Source organism: Paraburkholderia sp. SIMBA_054, from assembly GCF_046534875.1.
In the GTDB taxonomy this organism is placed as follows: Bacteria; Pseudomonadota; Gammaproteobacteria; order Burkholderiales; family Burkholderiaceae; genus Paraburkholderia; species Paraburkholderia hospita.
On sequence record NZ_JAWRXV010000005.1, the window covers coordinates 144867 to 169657 of the forward strand.

The window sequence follows — 24791 nt, forward strand, 5'->3', positions numbered from 1 at the left end:
GAAACCAAATGCGAACCGCTAATACACCAGCGGCCCGCAAGCAAAACCCCACACCACTCAAACCCGCTCAATAATCCCAGCCGCACCCATACCGGTGCCCACACACATCGTGACCATCCCGTACTTCAAATTCCGCCGCCGCAGGCCATGAACAACGGTAGAGGCACGAATCGCCCCAGTCGCCCCCAGCGGGTGCCCCAACGCAATAGCCCCGCCAAGCGGATTAATCTTCGCCGGATCGAGCCCAAGATCGTTGATAACAGCCAGAGACTGCGCGGCGAAAGCCTCATTCAGCTCGATCCAGTCGATATCGTCCTGCTTGAGCCCTGCGGCCTTCAGCGCCGCCGGAATCGCTTCCTTCGGCCCGATCCCCATGATCTCCGGCGGCACACCGCGCACAGCGAAGCTGACAAACCTGGCCAACGGCGTCAGATTGAACTGCTTGAGAATCTTCTCCGACACCACGATCAACGCGCCCGCCCCATCCGACGTCTGCGAACTATTTCCCGCCGTCACCGAACCCTTGTTCGCAAACACCGTGCGCAACTTCGCAAGCCCTTCCATCGACGTATCCGCGCGCGGACCTTCATCGAGCCTCACCTCACGCGTCTTCACCTTCACTTCGCCCGTCGCGAGATCGGGGAAACGCTCGGTGATCGTGTAGGCCGCGATCTCGTCGTCGAACTCGCCCGCCTGTTGCGCAGCAACCGCCTTGCGATGCGATTCGACCGAAAACTGGTCCTGCTGCTCGCGGCTCACCTTCCAGCGCTCCGCAACCTTCTCGGCCGTCAGGCCCATCCCGTACGCAATACCGACGTCTTCATTGCGATCGAAAATATGCGGCGACAGCGACGGCTTGTTGCCCATCATCGGCACCATGCTCATCGATTCGCAACCGCCCGCGATCAGCACGTCCGATTCGCCGACGCGAATGCGATCCGCCGCCATCGCGAGCGCCGTTACGCCCGATGCGCAGAAGCGGTTCACCGTCACGCCGCCGACCGTGTTCGGCAAGCCGGACAGCAACGCGCCCATGCGCGCCACGTTCAAACCTTGCTCGGCTTCGGGAATCGCGCAGCCGACAATCGCGTCTTCGATCAGCGATGTGTCGAGGCCCGGCACCTGCGCGACAGCCGAGCGGATCGCGTGCACCAGCAGTTCGTCCGGGCGCGTGTTCCTGAACATCCCGCGCGGCGCCTTGCCGATCGGTGTGCGGCTCGCGGCGACGATATATGCGTCCTGCAATTGCTTGGTCATTTTTGAGGTTCTCCTGTCGACCAGAGTTGGCGGTTTAGCGCCTTACTCTGGTCCCATGGCATGTCGATCAGAGTTAGCGCTTCAGCGCTTAATCTGGTCCTATGGCGAATCGATCAGTTGCGCACCGGCTTGCCCGTCTGCAGCATGCCCATGATCCGTTCCTGCGTCTTCTGCGTGCCGAGCAACTCGACAAACGCGCGACGCTCCAGCGCCAGCAGCCATTCTTCATCGACGAGACTGCCCGCTTCGACGTCGCCGCCGCACACCGCTTCCGCGATGCGGCTCGCGATCAGGTAATCGTGCTCACTAATGAAGCGACCATCGCGCATGTTGACGAGCGACGCCTTGATCGTCGAAATCGCCGAGCGTCCGGCGACAGGCACCTGCGTCACGCGCAGCGGCGGACGATAGCCCGCGGCGGCCAGCGCGCGCGCTTCTTTCTTCGCGGTGTCGAGCAGTTCGAAGACGTTGAAGACGATCGTGTCAGACGGCTTCAGGTAGCCCATCGCGCGGGCTTCGAGCGCCGAGCCGGAGACCTTCGCCATCGCCGCGTTCTCGAACGACTTCTGCAAGAACTTGAGCAGATCGTTGGTCGCGCCGACTTGCGTCGCGGCCTCGGCGGCACGCAACGCCGCTTCCTTCAGCCCGCCACCCGCCGGCACGAGGCCGACGCCCACTTCGACCAGACCGATATAGCTCTCGACATGCGCGACGCGCTTCGCGCTATGCAACACCAGCTCGCACCCGCCGCCGAGCGCGATGCCCGACACGGCCGCGACCACGGGCACGTTCGAATACTTCACGCGCAGCATGCCTTGCTGGAACTTCTTCACGAACGGCTCGATGCCCTTCGCGCCGCCCATCATGAAAGCGGGCATCGCTTCTTCGAGATTCGCGCCCGCCGAGAACGGGCCGCCCGGCGCGCCGAGTTTCAGCGACGTCGGTTGCCAGATGACGACGGCCTTGTAGTCCTTCTCGGCGACATCGATCGCCTGCGTGATGCCGTCGATCACCGACGGTCCAATCGTGTTCAGCTTGCTCTTGAACGACACGATCAACACGTCGTTCTCGCCCGCGCGATCGTCGACCCATGCGCGCACGGCATCCGTCTCGAACACAGTCTTACCGTACGTCTTCGGATCGGCGCCTGTTTCGCCTGCGAGCGGCGCGCGGAACACTTGCCTGTCGTACACGGACAGCGACGAGCGCGGCACGAAGCGCTTTTCAGCCGGCGACCACGAGCCTTCGTTCGTATGCACGCCGCCCTTTTCGGCGACAGCACCTTCCAGCACCCACACGGGCAGCGGCGCGTTCGACAACGCCTTGCCTGCCGCGATGTCTTCCTGCACCCACTCGGCGATCTGCTTCCAGCCCGCCGTCTGCCAGCCCTCGAACGGACCTTCGTTCCAGCCGAAGCCCCAGCGGATCGCGAGATCGACGTCGCGCGCGTTGTCGGCGATCGACTCCAGATGCACGCCGATGTAATGGAACACGTCGCGGAAGATCGCCCACAGGAACTGCGCCTGCGGATGCTGCGATTCGCGCAACAGCTTCAGGCGTTCGGCGGGCGGACGCTTGAGAATGCGGCCGACCAGCTCATCCGCCTTCGCACCGCCATCGACATAGCTGCCCGTCTTCGCGTCGAGCACCTTGATCGCCTTGCCTTCCTTCTTGTAGAAGCCCGCGCCCGTCTTCTGGCCGAGCGCCCCTTGCTTCACCAATCCGGCGAGTACGGCAGGCGTTTCATAGACCGGGAAGAACGGGTCGTCGGTGAGGTTGTCCTGCATCGTCTTGATGACGTGCGCCATCGTGTCGAGACCGACCACGTCCGCCGTGCGGAACGTCGCCGACTTCGCGCGGCCGAGGCGGCTGCCCGTCAGATCGTCGACTTCATCGAAGCGCAGACCGAACTTCTCGGCTTCCTTGATCACCGCGAGAATCGAGAAAATGCCGACGCGGTTCGCGATGAAGTTCGGCGTGTCCTTCGCGCGCACCACGCCCTTGCCGACCACGCTCGTCAGGAAGGTTTCGAGTTGATCGAGGATTTCCGGGCGCGTCGCCGTGGTCGGGATCAGCTCGACCAGATGCATGTAGCGCGGCGGGTTGAAGAAGTGCACGCCGCAAAAGCGCGCCTTCAGTTCGTCGGAGAACCCGTTCGACAGTTCGGTGATCGACAGGCCCGATGTGTTGCTCGCGAAGATCGCGTTTCGGCCGATGTGCGGCGAGACCTTCTTGTACAGGTCGTGCTTCCAGTCCATCCGCTCGGCGATCGCCTCGATCACCACGTCGCATTCGGCGAGCTTCTCGATGTCGTCGTCGTAGTTGGCGGGCTGGATGTATTGCGCGTCGTCCTTCACGCCAAACGGCGCGGGCGACAGCTTCTTCAGGTTTTCGATCGCCTTCAGTGCGATGCCGTTCTTCGGGCCTTCTTTGGCTGGCAGGTCGAACAGCAGCACGGGCACCTTCGCGTTGATCAGGTGCGCAGCGATCTGCGCGCCCATCACGCCGGCGCCGAGTACGGCGACCTTGCGAATGATCAGATTGCTCACGTCGTTCCTCCGGGGCGTTATGCGGTGTCGCGAGTCACCGCGCGCGGGCTTAGATGGGCGGCGCGCGGCGTATGTGTGTGAGTGTGGCGGCGGCGCATGACTGTCGTGCGCCGCCTCGCGATGGCTTTAGAACAGCGCTTCGTCGACTTCCATCAACGTCTTCGAGCCGGCGCGCGCGGCGCGAATCGTCGAGGCCGTTTCGGGCAGCAACTTCGCGAAGTAAAAGCGCGCGGTGGCGAGCTTCGACTTGTAGAACGGATCACCGGATGCTTCGTTGTCGAGCGCGATGCGCGCCATGCGGGCCCAGAAGTACGAGAACACCAGGTGGCCGACCGTGCGCAGATACGGCACGGCCGCGGCGCCGACTTCGTCCGGGTTCTGCATTGCCTTCATGCCGATTTCCATCGTCAGCTTCTGCACCTTGTCGCCGATATCCGCGAGCGGATTGACGAACTCCTGCATCTCCGGCTTGATGCCTTCTTCCTCGACGAAGTCGGTCACCAGCTTGCCGAACTTCTTGAGCTTCGCACCCATGTCGCCGAGCACCTTGCGGCCCAGCAGATCGAGCGACTGAATCGAGTTCGTGCCTTCGTAGATCATGTTGATGCGCGCGTCGCGCACGTATTGCTCCATGCCCCACTCGGCGATGAAGCCGTGGCCGCCGTAGATCTGCATGCCCATGTTCGTGCCTTCGAACGCGTTGTCCGTCAGGAAGGCCTTGATGACGGGCGTGAGCAGCGCGACGAGGTCGGCGGCGTCCTTGCGCACGGATTCATCGGCGTGCGACAGCTCCTTGTCGATGTTCAGCGCGGCCCAGTACGTGAAGGCGCGCGCGCCTTCCGCGTAGGCCTTCTGCGTGAGCAGCATGCGGCGCACGTCGGGATGGACGATGATCGGATCGGCGGCCTTCTCGGGCGCCTTCGGGCCCGTCAACGAGCGCATCTGCAAACGCTCCTTCGCGTAGACGAGCGAGTTCTGATACGCGACTTCCGTCAGCCCCAGACCCTGCATGCCGACGCCCAGGCGCGCCGCGTTCATCATCACGAACATCGCGTTGAGGCCCTTGTTCGGCTCGCCGACCAGCCAGCCCTTAGCGCTGTCGAGATTGATCACGCACGTCGCGTTGCCGTGAATGCCCATCTTGTGTTCGATCGAGCCGCACTTCGCGCCATTGCGCTCGCCGGGGTTGCCGTTCGCGTCGGGTATGAACTTCGGCACGACAAACAGCGAAATGCCCTTCGTGCCTTGCGGCGCATCCGGCAGGCGCGCCAGCACGAGGTGAACGATGTTCTCGGCGAGATCGTGCTCGCCGCTGGAAATGAAGATCTTGGTGCCGCTGATCGCGTACGAGCCGTCGCTATTCGGCTCGGCCTTCGTGCGCAGGATGCCGAGGTCGGTGCCGCAATGCGGCTCGGTCAGGCACATCGTGCCCGTCCATTCGCCCGACACGAGCTTCGGCAGATAGGCCTGCTGCAGCTCCGGCGTGCCGTGCGCATGCAGGCACTCGTAGGCGCCGTGCGACAGGCCGGGGTACATCGCCCAGGCCTGGTTCGCCGAGTTCAGCATTTCGTACACCGCGTTGTTGACGAACGCGGGCAGGCCCTGGCCGCCGAAGTCGGGATCGCAGCCGAGCGCGGGCCAGCCCGCCTCGACGTATTGCCGGTACGCTTGCCTGAAGCCCTTCGGCGTGGTGACGACGCCATCGCCTTCGTATTTGCAGCCTTCCTGATCGCCGCTCTGGTTCAGCGGGAACAGCACTTCCGAGCAGAATTTGCCGGCTTCCTCGAGCACCTGGTTGATCGTGTCGGCATCGAGATCAGCGTGCTTCGGCATCTGTTTGATCTCGGCTTCGACGTTCAGCAGCTCGTGCAATACGAATTGCATGTCGCGCAACGGCGCGGCGTACTGTCCCATGAGTCTCTCCAATCAATCCAAAGGTGTTGGCTCGAGCTCCGCTGCCAGCCTCCGCGCCGTCTGGATCCATCCGATGAGGACCCACCCAGCTCCGCTAGCGGCTTGCGCTCTCGCTCTGATACGAAACAATCAGTTTTTCCAGCGCGGCCCACGTCAGGCGCACGGCATCGGGCAGATGCAGGAAGCGTGCGTCATGATGCAAGCCGAGCGTGAAGCTATACAGTTCGAAAAGCATCAGTTGCGGATCGGTGTCCGCGCGCAGATGCCCTTCGTCCATTGCCTGCGAAATGGCTCGCGTAAGCGCCGCGCGCCACATCGTGACGCTCGCGACCAGTTGCTCGCGCACCGCGCTGTCCGCGCGATCGTCATACTCGACCGCGCCGCTGATGTAGATACACCCAGTCGTCACTTCCTGGATGCGCTTCTCGATCCAGCGCGAGATCATCGCGCGCAAGCGCGGCAAGCCTCGGGGTTCGCGCAGACTCGGGAAAAACACCTCGTCCTCGAAACGACGGTGATATTCGCGCACCACTTCGACCTGCAGGTCTTCGCGCGACCCGAAATGCGCGAACACTCCGCTCTTGCTCATCTGCATGCGCTCGGCAAGCAGACCGATCGTCAGACCTTCCAGTCCGTCGCGGCTTGCCAGATCAAGTGCTGCATCGAGAATCGCGGCTCGCGTTTGTTCGCCTTTTCGCATAGCTGTGTACCGTCTGATTTGACCGAAAGAAAAATCGAACGGTCGTACCATTATTGTGGGCGACCGTCCGCGAGACAAGGACTTTATTAGAAACGGGTTTCTAACACGTTCTGATTTTCCGTCATTCGCCTATAAGAGGATGCGGAATTTTTAGAATCATTTGCCAGAACTGATCTGAGATGTCTCCGATTATTGATTATTATGAATAGGCTTTTGTCTGCCTTTTTCTGTATCGCCTCTTAATCGTAGCCGCCCACCGTCAGCAGCTTCATCGCGAGCCGGTAGGTGTTGTACGCAAACCAGTTCAGCAGACGCTCGCCGGCGGGACGCGCCGCATAGTGCTTCTCGTCGATGCGGCGCCCCTCGTCGAACGCGGCGACGATCGCGGTGCGCAACTGGTCGATCTCAGGGTGCAGCACGAGCACGACGTTCGCCTCGTTGTTCAGCATCAGGCTCAGCGCGTCGAGATTCGACGAGCCGACCGTGCCCCAGTTCGAATCGACCACGGCGACCTTGCCGTGCAGCATCGTCTTTTCGTATTCGGCGATCTTCACGCCCGCCTTCAGCAACGTCCGATACAGGAACGGCACCGCGTAATCGAGCATCGCGAATTCCTTCCTGCCGATCACGAGACGCACGTCGATGCCGCGTTGCGCCGCGTAGATCAGCGCGCGCCGCAGCTTGCGTCCGGGCATGAAGTACGGATTGGCCAGCAGCACTTCGGAGCGCGCCTGTCCGATCGCGGTGAGATACGCCTTTTCGATTGCGCGCCGGTTGACGAAGTTGTCGCGTGCGACGAACGCGACGCACGGCTCGGCCATCGCGCGCATGTCGGCCGTACGGGCGCTGCGGCGCACGCGCACGAAGCGTTCAGTCGCGGCCTGAGGCGTCGCGCCACCGACGGGCGGCGGCACGAGCGCCGGACGATGGCCGATGCGGATGCGCTCCCACTGCACGTCGAAGGCTTCGAGCACGTCGGCCACGACGGGGCCTTCCAGCTCGACGGCGAAGTCCCAGCGCGCGTAAGGCAGACGCGTGCCGTTCTGATCGTAGTCGTCGACGACATTGATGCCGCCGCAATACCCGAATTCGTCGTCGACGACGGCGAGCTTGCGGTGCGTACGCGAGAAGCCGAATCGCCCGAAGATATGCGGGTTATAGATGCGATGCTCGATGCCCGCGGCCTGCCAGTCGTTGAACATCGGCAGGCGTTCGGTGCCGACACCGTCGGTGATCACGCGCACGCGCACGCCGCGCGTGGCGGCGCGGACCAGCGCGTCGGAGACGGGACGGCCGGAGGCGTCGTCGCAAAAGATGTAGGTTTCCAGCGCGACGTTGCTTTTCGCCGCGTCGATCCGTTCGATCAGCGCAGCAAAGTACGTCTCGCCCGCCGTGAACAGGCGCACCGAGTTGCCGGAACAAAAGCGATACCTGGACCAGTAGCGCCGGCCGGGCAAATGCTGTGTCAGCCGGTCGAAGCGGCGGCCGTCGCCGCCGCTCATCGGCAACGCTCCTTCACGCGTTGCGGCAGTTGCAGGATCGCGTCGCGGTTGGACCACGAGAAGCAGCGCTCGGCCGCCTCTTGCCAGGGCAGCCACAGATGCGCGGTGTGCTCGAGCGGCGCCAGCGTCACTTCGAGACGCTGCGGCACCTGCAGGCTGAACCAGTGCTCGGTGTTGAGCGTGACGCCTTCCGCATAACGGTGACGCCAGGTCGGGAAAATTTCGAAGTCGATATGGTGATGCCAGTCGACGAGCGCCTCACGCGGCACGACCTCGCCGCCAATCACGATGCCCGTCTCTTCCGCCACTTCGCGGATAGCCGTCTCGCCGATCGGTTCGTCGATGTGATCCTTCGAACCCGTCACGGATTGCCAGAACGCCTCCCGGTCGGCTCGTTCGATGAGCAGCACGTCGAGATCGGGCGTATGAATGACGACGAGTACGGATTCCGGAATCTTCGGCGGTTTCGGCATGGTGATAAAGCGGGGCGCGGTTTTACTGACTGGACCGCGCGATTGCATGTCGGACGGCAGAGCTTACAACGACTGTAACGCAAAAAGCGAAAAAGGCGCATAACGCGCCTTTTTCGCTAGTGGTTTCGCGGGCACGTCGTTGTTTTAACGACGCAACCGCGCAAACGGTCACATTTACGCTTTCTGCTCGGGCTGACGCAGGCGGATGTGCAGTTCGCGCAACTGACGCTCGTCGACTTCGCTCGGCGCCTGCGTGAGCAGATCCTGCGCGCGCTGCGTCTTCGGGAACGCGATCACGTCACGGATCGAGTCTGCGCCCGCCATCATCGTGACGATGCGGTCCAGACCGAACGCGATACCGCCGTGCGGCGGCGCGCCGTACTGCAGCGCGTCCAGCAGGAAGCCGAACTTCAGACGCGCTTCTTCCGCGCCGATCTTCAGCGCGCGGAACACCTTGCTCTGCACGTCTTCCTGGAAGATACGCACCGAACCGCCGCCGATTTCCCAACCGTTCAGCACGATGTCATAAGCCTTTGCGAGGCAGCGGCCCGGGTCCGTTTCCAGATACTCGAGGTGCTCGTCCTTCGGGCTCGTGAACGGATGGTGCGCGGCGACGTAGCGGTTTTCTTCCTCGTCGTATTCGAACATCGGGAAATCGACGACCCACAGCGGCTTCCAGCCCTTCTCGACCAGACCGTTGGCCTTGCCGAACTCCGAATGGCCGATCTTCAGACGCAGCGCGCCGAGGCTGTCGTTGACGACCTTCGCACGATCCGCCGCGAAGAAAATGATGTCGCCGTCCTGCGCGCCCGTGCGCTCGATGATCGCCGAGATGGCCGCATCGTGCAGGTTCTTGACGATCGGGCTTTGCAGGCCGTCACGGCCCTTCGCCACTTCGTTGATCTTGATCCACGCCAGACCCTTCGCGCCGTAGATACGCACGAATTCCGTGTAGCTGTCAATGTCGCCACGCGACAGCTCGCTGCCCTTCGGCACGCGCAGCGCCGCGACGCGGCCGTCCTTCGTGTTCGCGGGCGTGCTGAACACCTTGAAGTCGACGTCCTTCATTGCGTCCGTCAGTTCGGTGAACTCGAGCTTGACGCGCAGGTCCGGCTTGTCCGAACCGAAACGGCGCATCGCTTCCGAGTACGGCATCACGGCGAACTTCGCGTCCAGTTCGACGCCGATCGTTTCCTTGAACACATGACGCGTCATGTCTTCGAACAGATCACGGATTTCCTGCTCGCCCAGGAACGACGTTTCGCAGTCGATCTGCGTGAATTCCGGCTGACGGTCGGCGCGCAGGTCTTCGTCGCGGAAGCACTTGACGATCTGGTAGTAACGGTCGAAGTTCGCGACCATCAACAGCTGCTTGAACAGCTGCGGCGACTGCGGCAGAGCGAAGAACTGGCCCGGGTTGGTACGCGACGGCACGAGGTAGTCGCGCGCGCCTTCCGGCGTGCTCTTGGTCAGCATCGGCGTTTCGATGTCGATGAAGCCGCGCGAATCCAGGTACTTGCGCACTTCCATCGTCACGCGATAACGCAGGCGCAGGTTGTGTTGCATCTGCGGACGACGCAGGTCCAGCACGCGGTGCGTGAGGCGCGTGGTTTCCGACAGGTTGTCGTCGTCGAGCTGGAACGGCGGCGTGACCGACGCGTTCAGCACGTTCAGCTCGTGGCACAGCACTTCGATCTTGCCGCTCGTCAGGCTGGCGTTGGTCGTGCCTTCCGGACGGTTGCGCACGACGCCCTTCACCTGGACGCAGAATTCGTTGCGCACGCCTTCGGCCGTCTTGAACATCTCAGCGCGGTCCGGGTCGCAGACGACCTGAACGAGGCCTTCGCGGTCGCGCAGGTCGATGAAGATAACGCCGCCATGGTCGCGGCGCCGGCTCACCCAGCCGCACAGCGACACAGTTTGACCCAGCAGGTGTTCGGTCACCAGACCGCAGTATTCAGATCTCATCGACATGATGTTTGTCTTTCGTTTTGCATTGGTTGAACGGCGCGCGCCGCACGGCATGGCCGGCGGCGCGAACCGGCATTACAGCGGTGGCTCGACGGTCGTGCGGCGCTCCGGCGCCGGCTGATTCGCGGGCGGAGCAACGACGCCCATCGAGACGATGTACTTGAGTGCGGCGTCGACGCTCATGTCGAGCTCGATCACTTCGCTTTTCGGCACCATCAGGAAGAAGCCGGACGTCGGGTTCGGCGTGGTCGGCACATACACGCTGACGTGCTCTTCCTTGAGATGGTTGACGACGTCGCCGCCGGGGATGCCCGTCAGAAACCCGATGGTGTAGGAGCCTTTACGCGGGTATTCGATCAGCAGCGCCTTGCGAAACGCATTACCGCTCGACGACAGCAGCGTGTCGGACACCTGCTTGACGCTGGTGTAGATCGGGCCGACGACGGGAATGCGCGCGACGATCAGTTCCCACCAGCCGACCAGCTTCTGCCCGACGAAGTTCTGCGTCAATAGACCGACAACAAAAATGAAAGCGAGCGTCAACACGGCGCCGAGACCCGGCAGGCGGAAGCCGAGCATCCGCTCCGGTTGCCACGAACGGGGCAGCAGCAGCAGCGTCTGATCCATCGTGCCGATGATCAGGCCGAGCACCCACAGCGTGATGGCAAGAGGCACCAGCACCAGCAGGCCAGTCAGGAACACCGATTTGAGCGTCGTCTTTTTCGTCGTCATGTATACCGCCAGAAATCCGCGCGACTGCATTGCGCGGCGTCTACGTCACCCTGAGGTGGCGAAACTGCTAGGTGCCCGAGCCGCTCGCGGGAGCGGGCGCCGCTGCCGGTGTCGGCGCGGCAGCCGGCGTAGTCGTGGAGGCTGCGCTGTCGGACGAACCCGTCGCCTCCGGCTTGCTGTCCGTTTTGGACGCCGACGCGTCCGGGGCATTGCTGGCAGCGTCGCCCGACTTGTTGCCCGAATTGCCGCCGCGGAAGTCCGTGACGTACCAGCCCGAACCCTTCAGCTGGAAGCCGGCGGCGGTGACCTGTTTGCGGAAAGCATCGGTTCCGCACTCCGGGCATTGCGTCAACGGGGCGTCGCTCATTTTCTGGAGCACGTCCTTCGCGAAGCCGCATGACTCGCAACGATAAGCGTAGATCGGCATGACCTTGTCCCTACTGAAAACTCTTTGAACGCTTGGTAGGGTAGCCCCCTTTCCTCTCGGAAAAGGGGCCCCCTAGGAACTGTACGTGCGAGTTTCCCCGCATACAGCTCGAGCCTACAAAACAAAGTCCTGCTAGTGCAGGACCGGCTTAGTTACAACCGTACCACGGGCATGAACCTGCTGATGGCAATGAGGGTGTAGCAATACACGATTTGACAGAGCGTCAGAGCCGCCATGCATCCGATATTCAAGATGATGGTCATGCCAGCCCGTTTCCTCAGTCAAGGCGCAGCCGCAGTGTGCGCAAAGCCCACTCTGTGACATGTACAACCGCGCCCATTGCTTCCGGTAGCGCATTAAGTCCCACATGCGATCCTGTCGCAACTTCTCGCTGTATTGCTCCCACGTTGGATCAAAGGGGTTGAATTCGCCTTGAATCTTGGTGGGGTACCGGATAGTTGTACCACTTAGCGAGTACAACTCTTGTATCGTCCTCGTACCATCCTCACGAACCACAGGGACACCAAACACCCACTGCCGACTCCCAACCGAGTGAAAGTACTTCGTTCTCACCCACGCGGTTGTCTTCTTTGGGTGCCTTCGCTTAGACCACCGCCAGAGCCTGCCAAAGATCAGATACTCCATGCGGCTGTACGTCTGCTTGGCTGAGACGCGATGGTGATACTGCGCCCATCCGCGCAACATTGGGTTCAACAGGCGAATCAGATTCGCTTGCGTGACCGTCTTGTTGCTGCTGATCGTATCCGCCACCTTGCGGTAAAACGCATGCGCGTTCTTCCGACTCGGCTTGATGAGGAGCGTTCCCGAGTACTTCCGAAAATGCCACCCAAGGAAATCGAACCCGTCATCTATATGCGTGATCTGCGTTTTCTGCTCCGAGAGCTGCAAACCTCTAGCAGCGAGGAATGCTTCCACCCAAGGCCTGACTTCCTGCTCCAGTATCTCTTTCGAGACACCAGTGATCACGAAGTCGTCCGCATATCGCACCACGTTGACTTTCAGGCCCTTCGCCTTCCCGATTCCGAACTTCACACGCAGGTGTGTTATCAGGTCCCGTTCCAGCCCGTTCAGCGTCACATTTGCCAGCGTTGGGGAGATGATCCCTCCCTGAGGCGTACCGGCCTCAGTCGCCTGAAGCTGACCCTGATAAATCAGGCCAGCTTTCAACCACTTCCGCAGGATTTCCCTGTCCATTGGGACATGGTTAATCAGCCAGTCGTGATTGATGTTGTCAAAGAACCCTTGGATATCGGCTTCCAGTACCCATCGGGACGAATCCTTCCGGGACGTGCAAACACGTATCTGGGCCATGGCGTCAGCCGTAGAGCGGTTGATCCTGAATCCATACGAATTCGGGTCGCTCGTCGACTCAGCCACAGGCTCAAGGGCCAGCAGATGCAGGGCTTGCATCGCCCTGTCCCGCATGGTCGGAATGCCCAGAGGGCGTTCTTTCCCATTGGCCTTTGGGATAAAGACTCTCCGTAAGGGCAGAGACTTATATCCGCGCCGCTTCAACTTGCCGATGGCTGCCCACCGGCTCTCAGGCGAGTCCCAAAGTTCACAATCGACACCAGCCGTTCGTGCACCCTGGTTCTGCGTAACACGTCGCACCGCACACAACTTTGCGGACAACGTGCGGGTCAACATCCGTTGCAGGGCTTTCACCCGGCGCCAGTCGCCTTCCCGCGTCGCCTTCGCAATTCGAATCTGCATCCCTCTCACGTTCCTTTCTACCCGACGCCAATCTACGGCGTACCAGTTGTCAGGCACGTGGGAAAGCGCAGACCCAGTCTTTCGACCAGATACTCTCATGCTGCTCTCCTACCTTGGATTAGGTCCCCGGTAGAAGGCGCATCTCCCCCAGCGGGGAAGACACACCCCGCTGGGGAACAAGAAAAACCTCAACGTGTGCGCAAGCGCCCACGTCTCGGACAAACAACTCAATACGGGCGGACGCACCCGCATCTAACCAAGTCACAGAGGGTAGTCAGCCGTCTTGCGACGGTAGACCAGACGGAAGTCTGCCCGCTTTCGCGTGGGATGATGTTTCAATCCCTATCCGGACCATTACAGCCCGGCATTCGCTTGCTCCGTCCTCCCATACCTGCACAATCCACAGCGTCCCTTGCGGTTCGCCTGCCCGCCAGAATGCGCGGGCAACCGTACAGGCTTACCACGTTCCCGGCACGTCACACGACTGACTTAGGCTCTGCCTCTCCCCCGGTGGTTTAACGACGACGTAACCCGAGCTTTGAGCGAGTTATCCAACCACACACCTTTTGGTTGATGCCGTAGCAGCTTCAGCACCACAATTCTTACGAGGTTTATCAGCAGTTCACATACGTTAGCCATATCAGCCAGCTTAAGGTCTCAACCCCCTCGCTGCTGGGAGAATCCAGGCGCTAATCTCACGATTCGCACCCACCGGTTAACCCGGGACCTATTGTCAGAGAAGCTTCATACCCCACCGTTGCCAGTGACGCATGTCCTCTTAAGCTACTGCTGGTCGTACAGCAGGTCCTCTATCTGCACCCGAGGGTTCAGAGCGGACAATGACACACCGAGCTATACGCTCATGTCGGTTCGCGAAATCCCTTGCCGTGGAGGGCGCAGGAAAATGCATACAACACCCCACCCAGTCGGCGGAGGTGAAGCCGCTGACAGGGCGGAGACCTAACGGTAATCAGGTCAATGCAATGCGAGGTCTCAGATAATGTGACATACCGAGCCTCGTCGGAACGAGATCCGGCATACCACTACCGGTCCCGCTTCGCTAAAACAGATGCCCCACTTCTGAGCAGTTGCGTCGAGGGACTCGCGCCCCTTCCCGATGCTCCGCGTGGCACCTTCGCGGTCGGTCAAGCTCGTACTGACGCCTCCTTTACCGCTAGTCGATGTCCCTTACGTTGGGACTACCCGGACACGAGCGTGCGTGTCGCACCAAAGCCTTGAATTATAGCCGCAAACAATGGCACGCCCCGGAATTCGGGGTGGAACGGCCGACGCAGCCGCCACACTTTAGATGAGGTCGGCGGAGTCGGGAATCAAGCCCTTGCCGCGTCTATGCACCGCGCCGACGCAAGGTCAGCCAGCGCTCGCGTCCGGCGAAGACGGGGATCGAGTCGTCGACGGGTTCGTCTTCCAGCAACTCGAAATGGGCCGACAGCAGCGCGTCGAGTTCGGCGCGCTCGATGATGAACGGCGGGCCTTTTGGCGAGCCTTTCGGCGAGCCCTCGCCGATGAAAAAGAAGCCAGCGAGCAATCCGCCCGCGGGCAAGAGTTCAGCCATGCGCGCCAGCCAGTCCCCGCGCCGCGACGGCGGGAGCGCGCACAAAAATGCCCGCTCGTAGATCCAGCCCGGCTCGAATGGCGGCGTGTACGTGAAGAAATCCGCTTGTTCGACGAGGCTCGCATGCGCGCCTAGTTGAGCGCGCGCGGCTTCGACAGCATGGGCCGCAAAGTCGATCGCCCGAAGCGTCCAGCCTTTCTCGGCGAGCCACCACGCTTCGTACGCGCTGCCGCAGCCGGGGATGAGCACCGGCATCGGCGCGTGCCGCTCGACGAACGCCTTGAACGCCGACGGCACGCCCGCCTGATCCCACGGCGTGAAACCGCGTTCGAAGCGTTCGTCCCAGAAGCCGGGCGCGTTCGGATCGCGGCTTTCGAAAGCTGGCGGCGCGGGAGAAACATTCGGCTTGGGATCGCTCATCGATAGATCTCGTGAAACGTGTTCAATAGCCGCCGTAAGCGATGGCGAGCCATGCGCGCGCCAGCACGGCACCGACGCCCACGGCCACGCCGAACATCAGCAGACCTTGCAGCAGCCGGTTCGTGCGCTTTTGCTCCAGCAGAATCTGGCGGATGGTTTCGTCGTTGATACCACGCTGCTGCGCGTCGTGACGCTGCGCCAGCATGTGATGGATCAGCCGCGGCAGTTGCGGCAGCGTCTTGCTCCACTGCGGCGCCTCGATCTTCAGCCGCTCGTACCAGCCTTTCGCGCCGATCTGCTCGTTCATCCAGCGTTCCAGATACGGCTTCGCGGTCTTCCACAAGTCGAGTTCGGGATCGAGTGAACGGCCCAGCCCTTCGACGTTCAGCATCGTCTTCTGCAGCAGCACGAGTTGCGGCTGGATTTCCACGTTGAAGCGGCGCGACGTCGAGAAGAGCCGCATCAGCACCTGGCCAAGAGAAATGTCTTTCAGCGCGCGATCGAAATACGGCTCGCAGACCGCGCGGATCGCGCTTTCCAGTTCTTCGACGCGCGTCGTGGGCGGCACCCAGCCAGACTCCAGATGCAGCGTCGCAACGCGGTGATAGTCACGCTTGAAGAACGCGAGAAAGTTCTGCGCGAGATAGTTCTTATCGAAGTCCGACAGCGCGCCGATGATGCCGAAATCCAGCGCGATATACCGGCCGAAGTGCACCGGATCGAGACTGACCTGAATGTTGCCTGGGTGCATGTCCGCGTGGAAAAAGCCGTCGCGGAACACCTGCGTGAAGAAAATCTCGACGCCCTCGCGCGCGAGCTTCGGAATATCGACGCCCGCCGCCCGCAGCGTATCGACCTGGCTGATCGGCACGCCGACCATCCGTTCCATCACGAGCACGTTCGCCGTGCAGTACTCCCAGTACATCTCCGGCACGAGCAGCAGATCGAGGCCCGCGAAGTTACGCCGCAGCTGGCTGCCGTTCGCGGCTTCGCGCATCAGGTCGAGCTCGTCGTGCAGATACTTGTCGAATTCCGCGACCACTTCGCGCGGCTTCAGGCGCTTGCCGTCCGCCCACAGACGCTCCGCCCACACGGCGATGTCGCGCAGCAGCGCGAGATCGGAATCGATCACAGGCAGCATGTTCGGCCGCAGCACCTTCACGGCGACCTGCTTACCGGCGTGCTGGCCCGTCTTCAAGGTCGCGAAGTGAACCTGCGCAATCGACGCGCTCGCCACGGGTACGCGCTCGAAGTCGTCGAAGATCGTATCGACGGGCGCGCCGAGCGACTTTTCGATGATCGCGATCGCCACCGCCGAATCGAACGGCGGCACCTGGTCCTGCAGCTTGGCAAGCTCGCTGGCGATGTCGGGACGCAGGAGGTCGCGGCGCGTTGACAGCACCTGGCCGAACTTCACGAAAATCGGCCCGAGACTTTCGAGCGCAAGACGCAGCCGCACGCCCGGCGGCTGGTCGAACTTCCGGCCGATCGTGGTGATACGCAGCAACATCCGCACGCGGCGGTCGTTGATGCGGCTCAGCATCATCTCGTCCAGCCCGAAGCGGATGACGGTAAAGAAAATCTTGAGGAAACGCAGAAAACGCATGGTTGAGCCCGGTGACTAGCGCGTGCCGCGCGACGTGGCGGCGCCGCCCGGCGCATTGGCGCCGCGGGCTTCGACCTTCTGTTCGAGACGCTCGATGCGCTTTTCGACGCGCGCGAGCGCGTCGCGGGCGCGCGCCAGCTCGACGTTGAAGTCGTCGAGCGCGGTGCGGCGCACGAGCTGCGGGTTTTCGTCCAACAGATATTCGGCTACCGATTCGACCAGATTACGGCCCGTGCGCAGCGCATGATCGCCGACCGTGCGCGCCACCGACGCGATCCGCCACGCTGGCCCGTCGCCGATCAGCTTCGCCAGATCCTCTTCCGGCTCCCAGCGCAGATGCTCGGCGAGCTTTGCGATGACCGTGGCGAACTCGGCGTCGCCTTCGATCTTCACGTGCTTCATCACGGCCGCCTGGCCGCCTTGCAGGAATACGGGGACGGCGTCCGGCGGCACGGAGACGGTGACGTCGAATGTGTTGTGCGCTTCGCTTTCGTCGACGGCGCTCAGATAGCCGTCCGGCTGCACCAGCAGGATCAGTGTGACGGGAGGACAGGACAGCCGCGCAATCTTGCCGGCGTACGGGGTGAGACGTTCGCGCGCCCACGTTTCGCGAGCGAGCAGATGGTTGACGGCAGCAGCGAAGGGCTTGGCGGCAAGGGTCATCGGCAGTGGAAAGAGAAAACCCGCGCCGGCGACTGCCGACGCGGGTTCCCATTGTAACGTCCGTTCGCTTCGAGCCTGGCTCTGCCGAACGGCTAATCCTTTACGGGATCAGTGATGATTCGCTTGCTGGATGCCTGCGAGCAACCAGCCTTCGCCGTTGCGCTTCGACAGATTCCAGATTTCCTCGAACGACTCCGCCGCACTGCCCGACGTTTCGCGGATCAGGCCGTGGAAGCGCACGCTCGCGAGATATTCGCTGCCGCGATCTTCGACGCCCAGCAGATCGGCGTCCAGCTTCACGACGTCCGTCTGGTTCTTTTCGGCGCCGCGCGAGCTCAGGTCGACCTTCACTTCGGCGAACATTTCGGGTGTCGTGAACTCGCGGATGTCGTCCATGTTGCCCGCGTCCCACGCAGCCTGCAGACGCACGAAGTAGACCTTCGAGTTGCGCAGGAACGCTTCCGTATCGAAGCCTGCCGGAACAACCGGCGCGGCTGCGACTTCAGGCGTCGTCAGCGGGTTGCCTTGCGGCCCGAGGTACGAACCAGCCGGCGGCGCCGTGTAGCGCGGCTCCTGCGCGTAACCCGTGCCGCCCGCGTTCAGCGTCGGCGCGCCGCCCGCGTACGCCGGCGTCTGCGCGTCGCGCTTGCGGCCGAGGAACTTGCGGATCAGCCAGACGGCGACAAACGCGATCAGCGCGATCACGATCAGGTTCGACATCATGCCGGCGAACGCTTCGCCAAGACCGAAGTGCGACAGCAGCGCCGCAATGCCGAGACCCGCCGCGAGACCGGCGATCGGCCCGAGCCAGCGCGAGCGGTTAGGCTGCGCGGCCGGCGTGGGCGGCGGCGTGGCGGGACGCTGCTGCTGCATCGCCTGCGACGGCGCGCCCGGCGACTGCGAAGGCGCCGACTGCTGTGACGGCTGGGTGATGTTCGACTGACGCCCGATACTGCGGCCGCCGCCCATGCGTTTCGCTTCGGCGTCGAGCGAGGCCAGCGTGCCGATCGAAATCAGGCCGACCATCGCGATCAGTCCGATTCTCCTCGCCCATGCCCCCTTAACCTTACAACGAGACGACAGATTCGAATCAGACATTTCTGCAATTTCCTTTTAAAAACGAGAAGTTAGGGACATTAGTATTTCGTCCCCACATGTAAGGCTACCACGCCAGCTGACAAATTGTAATATTTGACGGCTTCAAGGCCTGCTTGTTCCATGATCGTCTTCAAAGTTTCCTGATCCGGATGCATACGGATCGATTCAGCCAGGTAGCGGTAGCTCTCGGCGTCCTTCGCGAAGCGCTCGCCGAGCCACGGCAGCACCTTAAAAGAATAGACGTCGTACGCCTTCTTGAGTGGGTCCCACACTTTCGAGAACTCCAGCACGAGCACGCGCCCGGCCGGTTTCAACACACGGCGCATTTCCGCAAGCGCGGCGTCCTTGTGCGTCATATTGCGCAAGCCGAATGCCACCGTCACCACGTCGAAGTAGTTGTCCGGAAAGGGGATTTTTTCGGCGTCGCAGAGCAGCGTCGGGGTGATGATGCCCTTGTCGATCAGGCGGTCACGGCCCACGCGCAGCATCGATTCGTTGATGTCCGTGTGCCACACTTCGCCCGTCTCGCCCGCCTGCTTCGCGAAGGTCTTCGACAGATCGCCCGTGCCGCCCGCGATGTCGAGCACCCGGTAGCCGGGCCGCACATTGGCCTGCGCGATCGTGAATGCCTTCCACGCGCGGTGCATCCCGCCCGACATCAGGTCGTTCATCAGGTCATAGTTGGAGGCGACCGAGTGGAACACGCCGGCCACTTTCTTCGCTTTTTCCTGTTCGTCGACTGTCTGATAGCCGAAGTGGGTTTTGGTCATCGCGCTTCGTCCTTTCGCGTATTCTATGAAATTGTTGCGCCGCATCAAGCGACGGGAAGGCGGGCATCGTATCAGTGTCTGTGGCCGTGCGCAGGGCCGGATACGGGCATCGGCGCGTCCCGGTCGACGCCTGCCGCCTTAAGTTTGTCGAAATAGTCGGCCCAGAGTTCGTCCTGCCGGGTCGCGAGGTCCCACAGCAGGTCCCACGAATAGATGCCCGTGTTATGGCCGTCGGAGAAAGTCGGCTGCAGCGCATAGTTGCCGACGCCTTCTAGCGCCGTGATCGACACTTCGCGCTTGCCTGTCTGCAACGTTTCCTGACCCGGGCCGTGGCCGCGCACTTCCGCCGACGGCGAATAGACGCGCATCAGCTCGAACGGCACGCGGTAACTCTTGCCGTCCGCGTACTGCAATTCGAGCACGCGCGACACGGCATGAACGACGACGCCGGCGGGCACCGGCGTGTCGGGTTTCAATCCACTCATGATGACCTCAGGCGAGAGCGTGTTCGATTTCGCCGCGTACCGCTTCGCGCAGCAACGTGGCCTGCGCGCGGCGCTGCGACAGCATCGCCTCGGAAACCGTGCGCTGGCGCGGCGCCCAGATGGGCAGCGGGAAATGCGCGTCGTTGGAAAACCGGGGAATCACATGCCAGTGCACGTGCGGCACCTGGTTGCCGAGACTCGCCAGATTCACCTTGACGGGTTGCAGGATGCGCCGGATCGCGCGCTCGACGGCATACACCGCGCGCATCACACGGTCGCGCTCGCCGTCGCCCAGATCGGAGAACTCGGCGACATGCCTGTTCCAGATCACGCGGCAAAAACCGGGGTAGTCATGTTCGTCGGCGAGGACGACACGCAGCGTGTCGTCCTGCCACAGTACATCGCCGCCGTCCTCACGGCAGAAGATACAGTCCATCGTCGTCCTCGAACGGAGCCTTATATCGTGCCATTAGACCAGCACGCGCTCGATTCCGCCATTGTTCGCGCGCTGCACATAGTCGGCCATCCAGTTCTCGCCGAGCACGTGTCGCGCGATTTCGACAACGATATAGTCCGCTTCGATATTCGCGTCTTCGTTGTAGCGCGACAGGCCTTGCAGACAGGACGGGCAGCTTGTCAGGATCTTGACGTCGGGCGCTGCGCCGCTTGCGCCGTCCACGCCGTTCGGTTGCGGGCCGTCACCCGCCTTCACCACCGAACCCGGCTGCGCATTCGCGCCCGCATCGGCGACAACGGGAATGCCGCGCAGCTTCGCTGCACCCTTGCGGATTTCCTCTTCCTTACGGAAGCGCACCTGCGTCGAAATATCCGGACGCGTGACTGCCAGCGTGCCCGACTCGCCACAGCAACGATCGTTCTTCTCGATCTTGTAGCCGTCGTTCTTCTCGGCGCCCATCAGTTCGTTGACCAGCTTGACCGGGTCCATCGTCTTGATCGGCGTGTGGCACGGGTCGTGGTACATGTAGCGCATGCCCTTCACGCCCTCGAGCTTGATGCCCTTCTCCAGCAGGAATTCGTGGATGTCGATGATCCGGCAGCCCGGGAAGATCTTCTCGAATTCGTAGCCAGCCAGCTGGTCGTAGCACGTGCCGCATGACACGACCACGGTCTTGATGTCGAGATAGTTCAGCGTGTTCGCGACACGGTGGAACAGCACACGGTTATCCGTGACGATCTGCTCGGCCTTGTCGAACTGGCCCGAGCCGCGCTGCGGGTAGCCGCAGCACAGATAACCCGGCGGCAGCACCGTCTGCACGCCCGCTTCCCATAGCATTGCCTGGGTGGCGAGACCGACCTGCGAGAACAGGCGCTCGGAACCGCATCCGGGGAAGTAGAACACCGCTTCCGAATCGACGGTCGTGGCCTTCGGATTGCGGATGATCGGGACGATCTTGTTGTCCTCGATATCGAGCAGTGCGCGCGCCGTTTTCTTCGGCAGGTTGCCCGGCATCTTCTTGTTGACGAAGTGGATCACCTGCTCGACCACGGGCGGCTTGCCCGTCGTCGCGGGCGGATGCGCCGTCTGCTTCTTGACGAACTTCTTCAGCACCTCGTTGCCGAGGCGCTGCGCCTTGTAGCCGACGCCCATCATCGCGGTGCGCGCGAGATTGATGGTCTGCGGATTGGTCGCGTTGAGGAAGAACATGCCCGCCGCGTTGCCCGCGTTGAACTTCTTCTTGCCCATCTTGCGCAGCAGGTTGCGCATGTTCATCGTGACGTCGCCGAAGTCGATCTTCACCGGGCACGGCGTCACGCACTTGTGGCACACGGTGCAGTGATCGGCGACATCGTTGAACTCGTCCCAATGCTTGATCGACACGCCGCGGCGCGTCTGCTCTTCATACAGGAACGCCTCGACCAGCAGCGACGTGGCGAGAATCTTGTTGCGCGGGCTGTACAGCAGGTTCGCGCGCGGCACGTGCGTCGCGCAGACGGGCTTGCACTTGCCGCAACGCAGGCAGTCCTTCACCGAATCGGCGATCGCGCCGATATCGGACTGCTGCATGATCAGCGATTCATAACCCATCAGCCCGAACGACGGCGTGTACGCGTTGCGCAAATCCGCGCCTTCGAGCAGCTTGCCCTTGTTGAAGCGGCCATGCGGATCGATGCGCTGCTTGTACGCGCGGAATTCGCCGATCTCGTCTTCCGTGAGGAATTCGAGCTTCGTGATGCCGATGCCGTGCTCGCCGGAAATCACGCCATCCAGCGAACGCGCGAGCTTCATGATGCGCGCCACCGCGTGATGCGCGTCCTGCAGCATCTCGTAGTTGTCGGAGTTGACGGGGATGTTCGTATGAACGTTGCCGTCGCCCGCGTGCATGTGGAGCGCAACGAACACGCGGCCGCGCAGCACCTTCTTATGAATAGCCTGCGCTTCGTCGAGGATCGGCTTGAACTCGCCGCCGTTGAAAATCTGGCGCAGTTCCGCGCGGATTTCCTGCTTCCACGACACGCGCACCGTGCGGTCCTGGACGATATGGAATACGTTCGCGTCCGGCTGATCGTCAACGCGATCCGCGAATTTCTCCGCGAGCCCCGCATAGCCGAGCCCCACCAGATAGTGCTGCGCTTCACGCAACGACAAATCGAGCTTGTCGCGCAGGAATTCCCAGCGCTTCTTCACATGGCCGAGCAGTTCGAGCGCCTGCTGCACGCGATCTTCGAGCAATTCTGCGCTCGGAATTTCGTTCGCGTCGTCGCTCTTGCCGAGCGGCAGCTTGCCGCTCTTGAAGAACACTTCGAGCGCGTCGATCAGTTGCAGCTTGTTCTTGATCGACAGTTCGATGTTGATGCGCTCGATGCCGTCCGTGTACTCGCCCATGCGATTGAGCGGAATCACGACGTCTTCGTTGATCTTGAACGCGTTGGTGTGCTTCGCGATCGCGGCCGTGCGGCTGCGATCGAGCCAGAAGCGCTTGCGTGCCTCGGCGCTCACGGCGACAAAGCCTTCGCCGCTCTTGCCGTTGGCCATGCGGATCACTTCCGACGTCGCCGTCGCGACGGCGTCCGCATCATCCCCGACGATATCGCCGATCAGCACCATCTTCGGAAACGAGTTGCGCTTGCTCTTGGTCGCGTAGCCGACAGCGCGCAGATAACGCTCGTCGAGGTGTTCGAGGCCCGCGAGAATCGCGCCGCCCCGCTTCGACGTTTCGAACAGATAGTCCTTGATTTCGACGATGCTCGGAATCGCCTCGCGCGCCTGGCCGAAGAACTCGAGGCAAACGGTGCGCGTATGCGCAGGCATCTTGTGCAGCACCCAGCGCGCCGACGTGATCAGGCCATCGCAGCCTTCCTTCTGGATGCCCGGCAGACCGGCGAGGAATTTATCCGTGACGTCCTTGCCGAGACCTTCCTTACGAAAGCGCCGGCCTTCGATGTCGAGCATTTCCGTGCGCAGCAGCTTTTCGCCCGGCGCGTATTCGCCATCGAACCACTTGAGTTCGAAGCGCGCGACGGGAATGTCGTGAATCTTGCCGAGGTTGTGATCGAGGCGCGTGACTTCGAGCCAGTTCCCTTCCGGGTCGACCATGCGCCACCACGCGAGGTTGTCGAGCGCCGTGCCCCACAGCACGGCCTTCTTGCCGCCCGCGTTCATCGCGACGTTACCGCCGATGCACGATGCGTCCAGAGACGTCGGATCGACGGCGAACACATAGCCCGCCTGTTCGGCCGCTTCCGTCACACGGCGCGTGACGACGCCTGCGCCGGAGAAGATCGTCGGCACCTTGTGCGCGACGCCGGGCAGCTCCGTCAATTCGACCGCGCCGAGTTGTTCGAGCTTCTCGGTGTTGATGACGGCCGAAAACGGCGTAAGCGGCACTGCGCCGCCCGTGTAGCCCGTGCCGCCCCCGCGCGGAATCACGGTCAGACCGAGTTCGAAGCACGCCTTGATGAGACCGGCGATTTCGGCTTCCGTGTCCGGCGTCAGCACGACGAACGGGTATTCGACGCGCCAGTCGGTCGCGTCCGTCACATGCGAGACGCGCGCGAGGCCGTCGAAACGGATGTTGTCCTTCTGCGTCTGGCGGCCCAGCACTTTGGTCGAGCGGCGGCGCAGGTCGGCCATCTTCTCGAACTCGCCCGCAAACGCGTCGACGGCGCGGCGCGCGGCGGCGACCAGCGTTTCGACACGCGCCGCGCGATCGACGCCCGCATCGTCGCCGTGCTCGACGAGGTCGGCGCGGCGGCGCTTTTCGATTTCGGTCAGACGGTGATTCAGCGCTTCGATCAGCAGCGCGCGGCGCTTCGGGTTGTCGAGCAGGTCGTCTTGCAGGTAAGGATTGCGGCGTACGACCCAGATGTCGCCGAGCACTTCGTACAGCATGCGCGCCGAGCGGCCGGTGCGGCGTTCCGCGCGCAGCTCGTCGAGGGCGGCCCACGCTTCGTCGCCGAGCAGACGGATGACGATTTCGCGGTCGGAGAACGACGTGTAGTTGTACGGGATTTCGCGCAGACGCGGTTCGGCGTCGGCGGCGACGTTGGCGGCGGCGCCGTGCGGATCGAAAACTTGAGGTGCGTTCATGTTTGGACGACTCGGTAGGTCAGCGGCGTGCGCTCATCGTTGAGGCCCGCTGACAGTGCGCGTGGGGCGCAATGCTGGAAATCTTTCTAGTGTGCGAAGCCGCAACCGGCAGGCCAGCGCCCGGGATCGCCGGGGATATGGCTGGAACGTGGGTGGCCGGTCGCCTCGCGGCGATCAGAGGCAGCTACACGATCGTGCATGCCGCACGTGCCGCTGCGCCGCGGGACGAGACTCGCGCGGTACGGGCATCAAATGGGCGATCCGAGGCTGCCAGTGCATCTTCCGATCCTTGTTCCAAAATAGGATTCTACCGCATGATCCTATTGCGCGTTGACGCTCGAATGTAAGCGCGACAAGCCTTTGCG

Annotated in this window: 18 protein-coding genes; all 18 read right to left on the reverse strand. The window is 62.4% G+C overall.

Annotated features, from left to right (window positions below):
• Positions 1 to 57: 57 nt before the first annotated feature.
• A complete protein-coding gene (locus tag SB822_RS08025; protein ID WP_007579783.1) occupies positions 58 to 1257 on the reverse strand; it encodes an acetyl-CoA C-acyltransferase in 1200 nt (399 codons plus the stop codon).
• Positions 1258 to 1370: 113 nt separating this feature from the next.
• Positions 1371 to 3806: a 3-hydroxyacyl-CoA dehydrogenase/enoyl-CoA hydratase family protein gene (locus SB822_RS08030; RefSeq protein ID WP_090835952.1), complete on the reverse strand. Its 2436-nt coding sequence runs from the start codon at positions 3804 to 3806 to the stop codon at positions 1371 to 1373.
• A gap of 126 nt (positions 3807 to 3932) precedes the next feature.
• Positions 3933 to 5720: an acyl-CoA dehydrogenase C-terminal domain-containing protein gene (locus SB822_RS08035; RefSeq protein WP_090835951.1), complete on the reverse strand. Its 1788-nt coding sequence runs from the start codon at positions 5718 to 5720 to the stop codon at positions 3933 to 3935.
• A 94-nt stretch (positions 5721 to 5814) separates the two neighbouring features.
• Positions 5815 to 6420, reverse strand: coding sequence for a TetR/AcrR family transcriptional regulator (locus SB822_RS08040; RefSeq protein WP_007579775.1), 606 nt, complete (start codon positions 6418 to 6420; stop codon positions 5815 to 5817).
• Positions 6421 to 6659: 239 nt separating this feature from the next.
• Positions 6660 to 7922, reverse strand: coding sequence for a cardiolipin synthase ClsB (clsB, locus tag SB822_RS08045; RefSeq protein WP_007579773.1), 1263 nt, complete (start codon positions 7920 to 7922; stop codon positions 6660 to 6662).
• Complete coding sequence (gene nudB, locus SB822_RS08050; RefSeq protein WP_079500071.1) at positions 7919 to 8395, reverse strand: dihydroneopterin triphosphate diphosphatase; 477 nt, start codon at positions 8393 to 8395, stop codon at positions 7919 to 7921. Before nudB ends, clsB begins: the two co-directional genes overlap by 4 nt.
• A gap of 174 nt (positions 8396 to 8569) precedes the next feature.
• Positions 8570 to 10369, reverse strand: a complete 1800-nt coding sequence (gene aspS, locus SB822_RS08055; protein WP_090835950.1) for an aspartate--tRNA ligase — start codon at positions 10367 to 10369, stop codon at positions 8570 to 8572.
• Between the two features lie 72 nt (positions 10370 to 10441).
• The gene (locus tag SB822_RS08060) at positions 10442 to 11098 is read right to left on the reverse strand and encodes a DUF502 domain-containing protein (RefSeq protein ID WP_079497998.1); all 657 of its coding nucleotides are present in this window, start codon (positions 11096 to 11098) and stop codon (positions 10442 to 10444) included.
• A gap of 67 nt (positions 11099 to 11165) precedes the next feature.
• A complete protein-coding gene (locus SB822_RS08065) occupies positions 11166 to 11525 on the reverse strand; it encodes an FmdB family zinc ribbon protein (RefSeq protein WP_086918014.1) in 360 nt (119 codons plus the stop codon).
• A gap of 132 nt (positions 11526 to 11657) precedes the next feature.
• Entirely contained in the window at positions 11658 to 13358 is a 1701-nt protein-coding gene (ltrA, locus tag SB822_RS08070; RefSeq protein ID WP_410854447.1) for a group II intron reverse transcriptase/maturase, read from the reverse strand.
• Between the two features lie 1249 nt (positions 13359 to 14607).
• Entirely contained in the window at positions 14608 to 15255 is a 648-nt protein-coding gene (locus SB822_RS08075; protein WP_090835948.1) for a thiopurine S-methyltransferase, read from the reverse strand.
• A gap of 22 nt (positions 15256 to 15277) precedes the next feature.
• Complete coding sequence (gene ubiB, locus SB822_RS08080; protein WP_007579762.1) at positions 15278 to 16861, reverse strand: ubiquinone biosynthesis regulatory protein kinase UbiB; 1584 nt, start codon at positions 16859 to 16861, stop codon at positions 15278 to 15280.
• 15 nt (positions 16862 to 16876) lie between these two features.
• A complete protein-coding gene (locus SB822_RS08085) occupies positions 16877 to 17524 on the reverse strand; it encodes an SCP2 domain-containing protein (RefSeq protein ID WP_007579760.1) in 648 nt (215 codons plus the stop codon).
• Positions 17525 to 17632: 108 nt separating this feature from the next.
• On the reverse strand, positions 17633 to 18622 hold the full coding sequence (locus SB822_RS08090; RefSeq protein WP_090835947.1) for a Tim44 domain-containing protein: 990 nt from the start codon (positions 18620 to 18622) through the stop codon (positions 17633 to 17635).
• A gap of 38 nt (positions 18623 to 18660) precedes the next feature.
• Positions 18661 to 19392 (reverse strand): bifunctional demethylmenaquinone methyltransferase/2-methoxy-6-polyprenyl-1,4-benzoquinol methylase UbiE, encoded by a 732-nt coding sequence (ubiE, locus tag SB822_RS08095; protein ID WP_007579755.1) that lies wholly within the window; start codon positions 19390 to 19392, stop codon positions 18661 to 18663.
• Positions 19393 to 19463: 71 nt separating this feature from the next.
• A complete protein-coding gene (locus SB822_RS08100) occupies positions 19464 to 19877 on the reverse strand; it encodes a gamma-butyrobetaine hydroxylase-like domain-containing protein (RefSeq protein WP_007579753.1) in 414 nt (137 codons plus the stop codon).
• Positions 19878 to 19884: 7 nt separating this feature from the next.
• Positions 19885 to 20313 (reverse strand): HIT family protein, encoded by a 429-nt coding sequence (locus SB822_RS08105; RefSeq protein WP_007579752.1) that lies wholly within the window; start codon positions 20311 to 20313, stop codon positions 19885 to 19887.
• Positions 20314 to 20346: 33 nt separating this feature from the next.
• Positions 20347 to 24426, reverse strand: a complete 4080-nt coding sequence (locus SB822_RS08110) for a DUF3683 domain-containing protein (protein WP_410854448.1) — start codon at positions 24424 to 24426, stop codon at positions 20347 to 20349.
• Between the last annotated feature and the right edge of the window lie 365 nt (positions 24427 to 24791).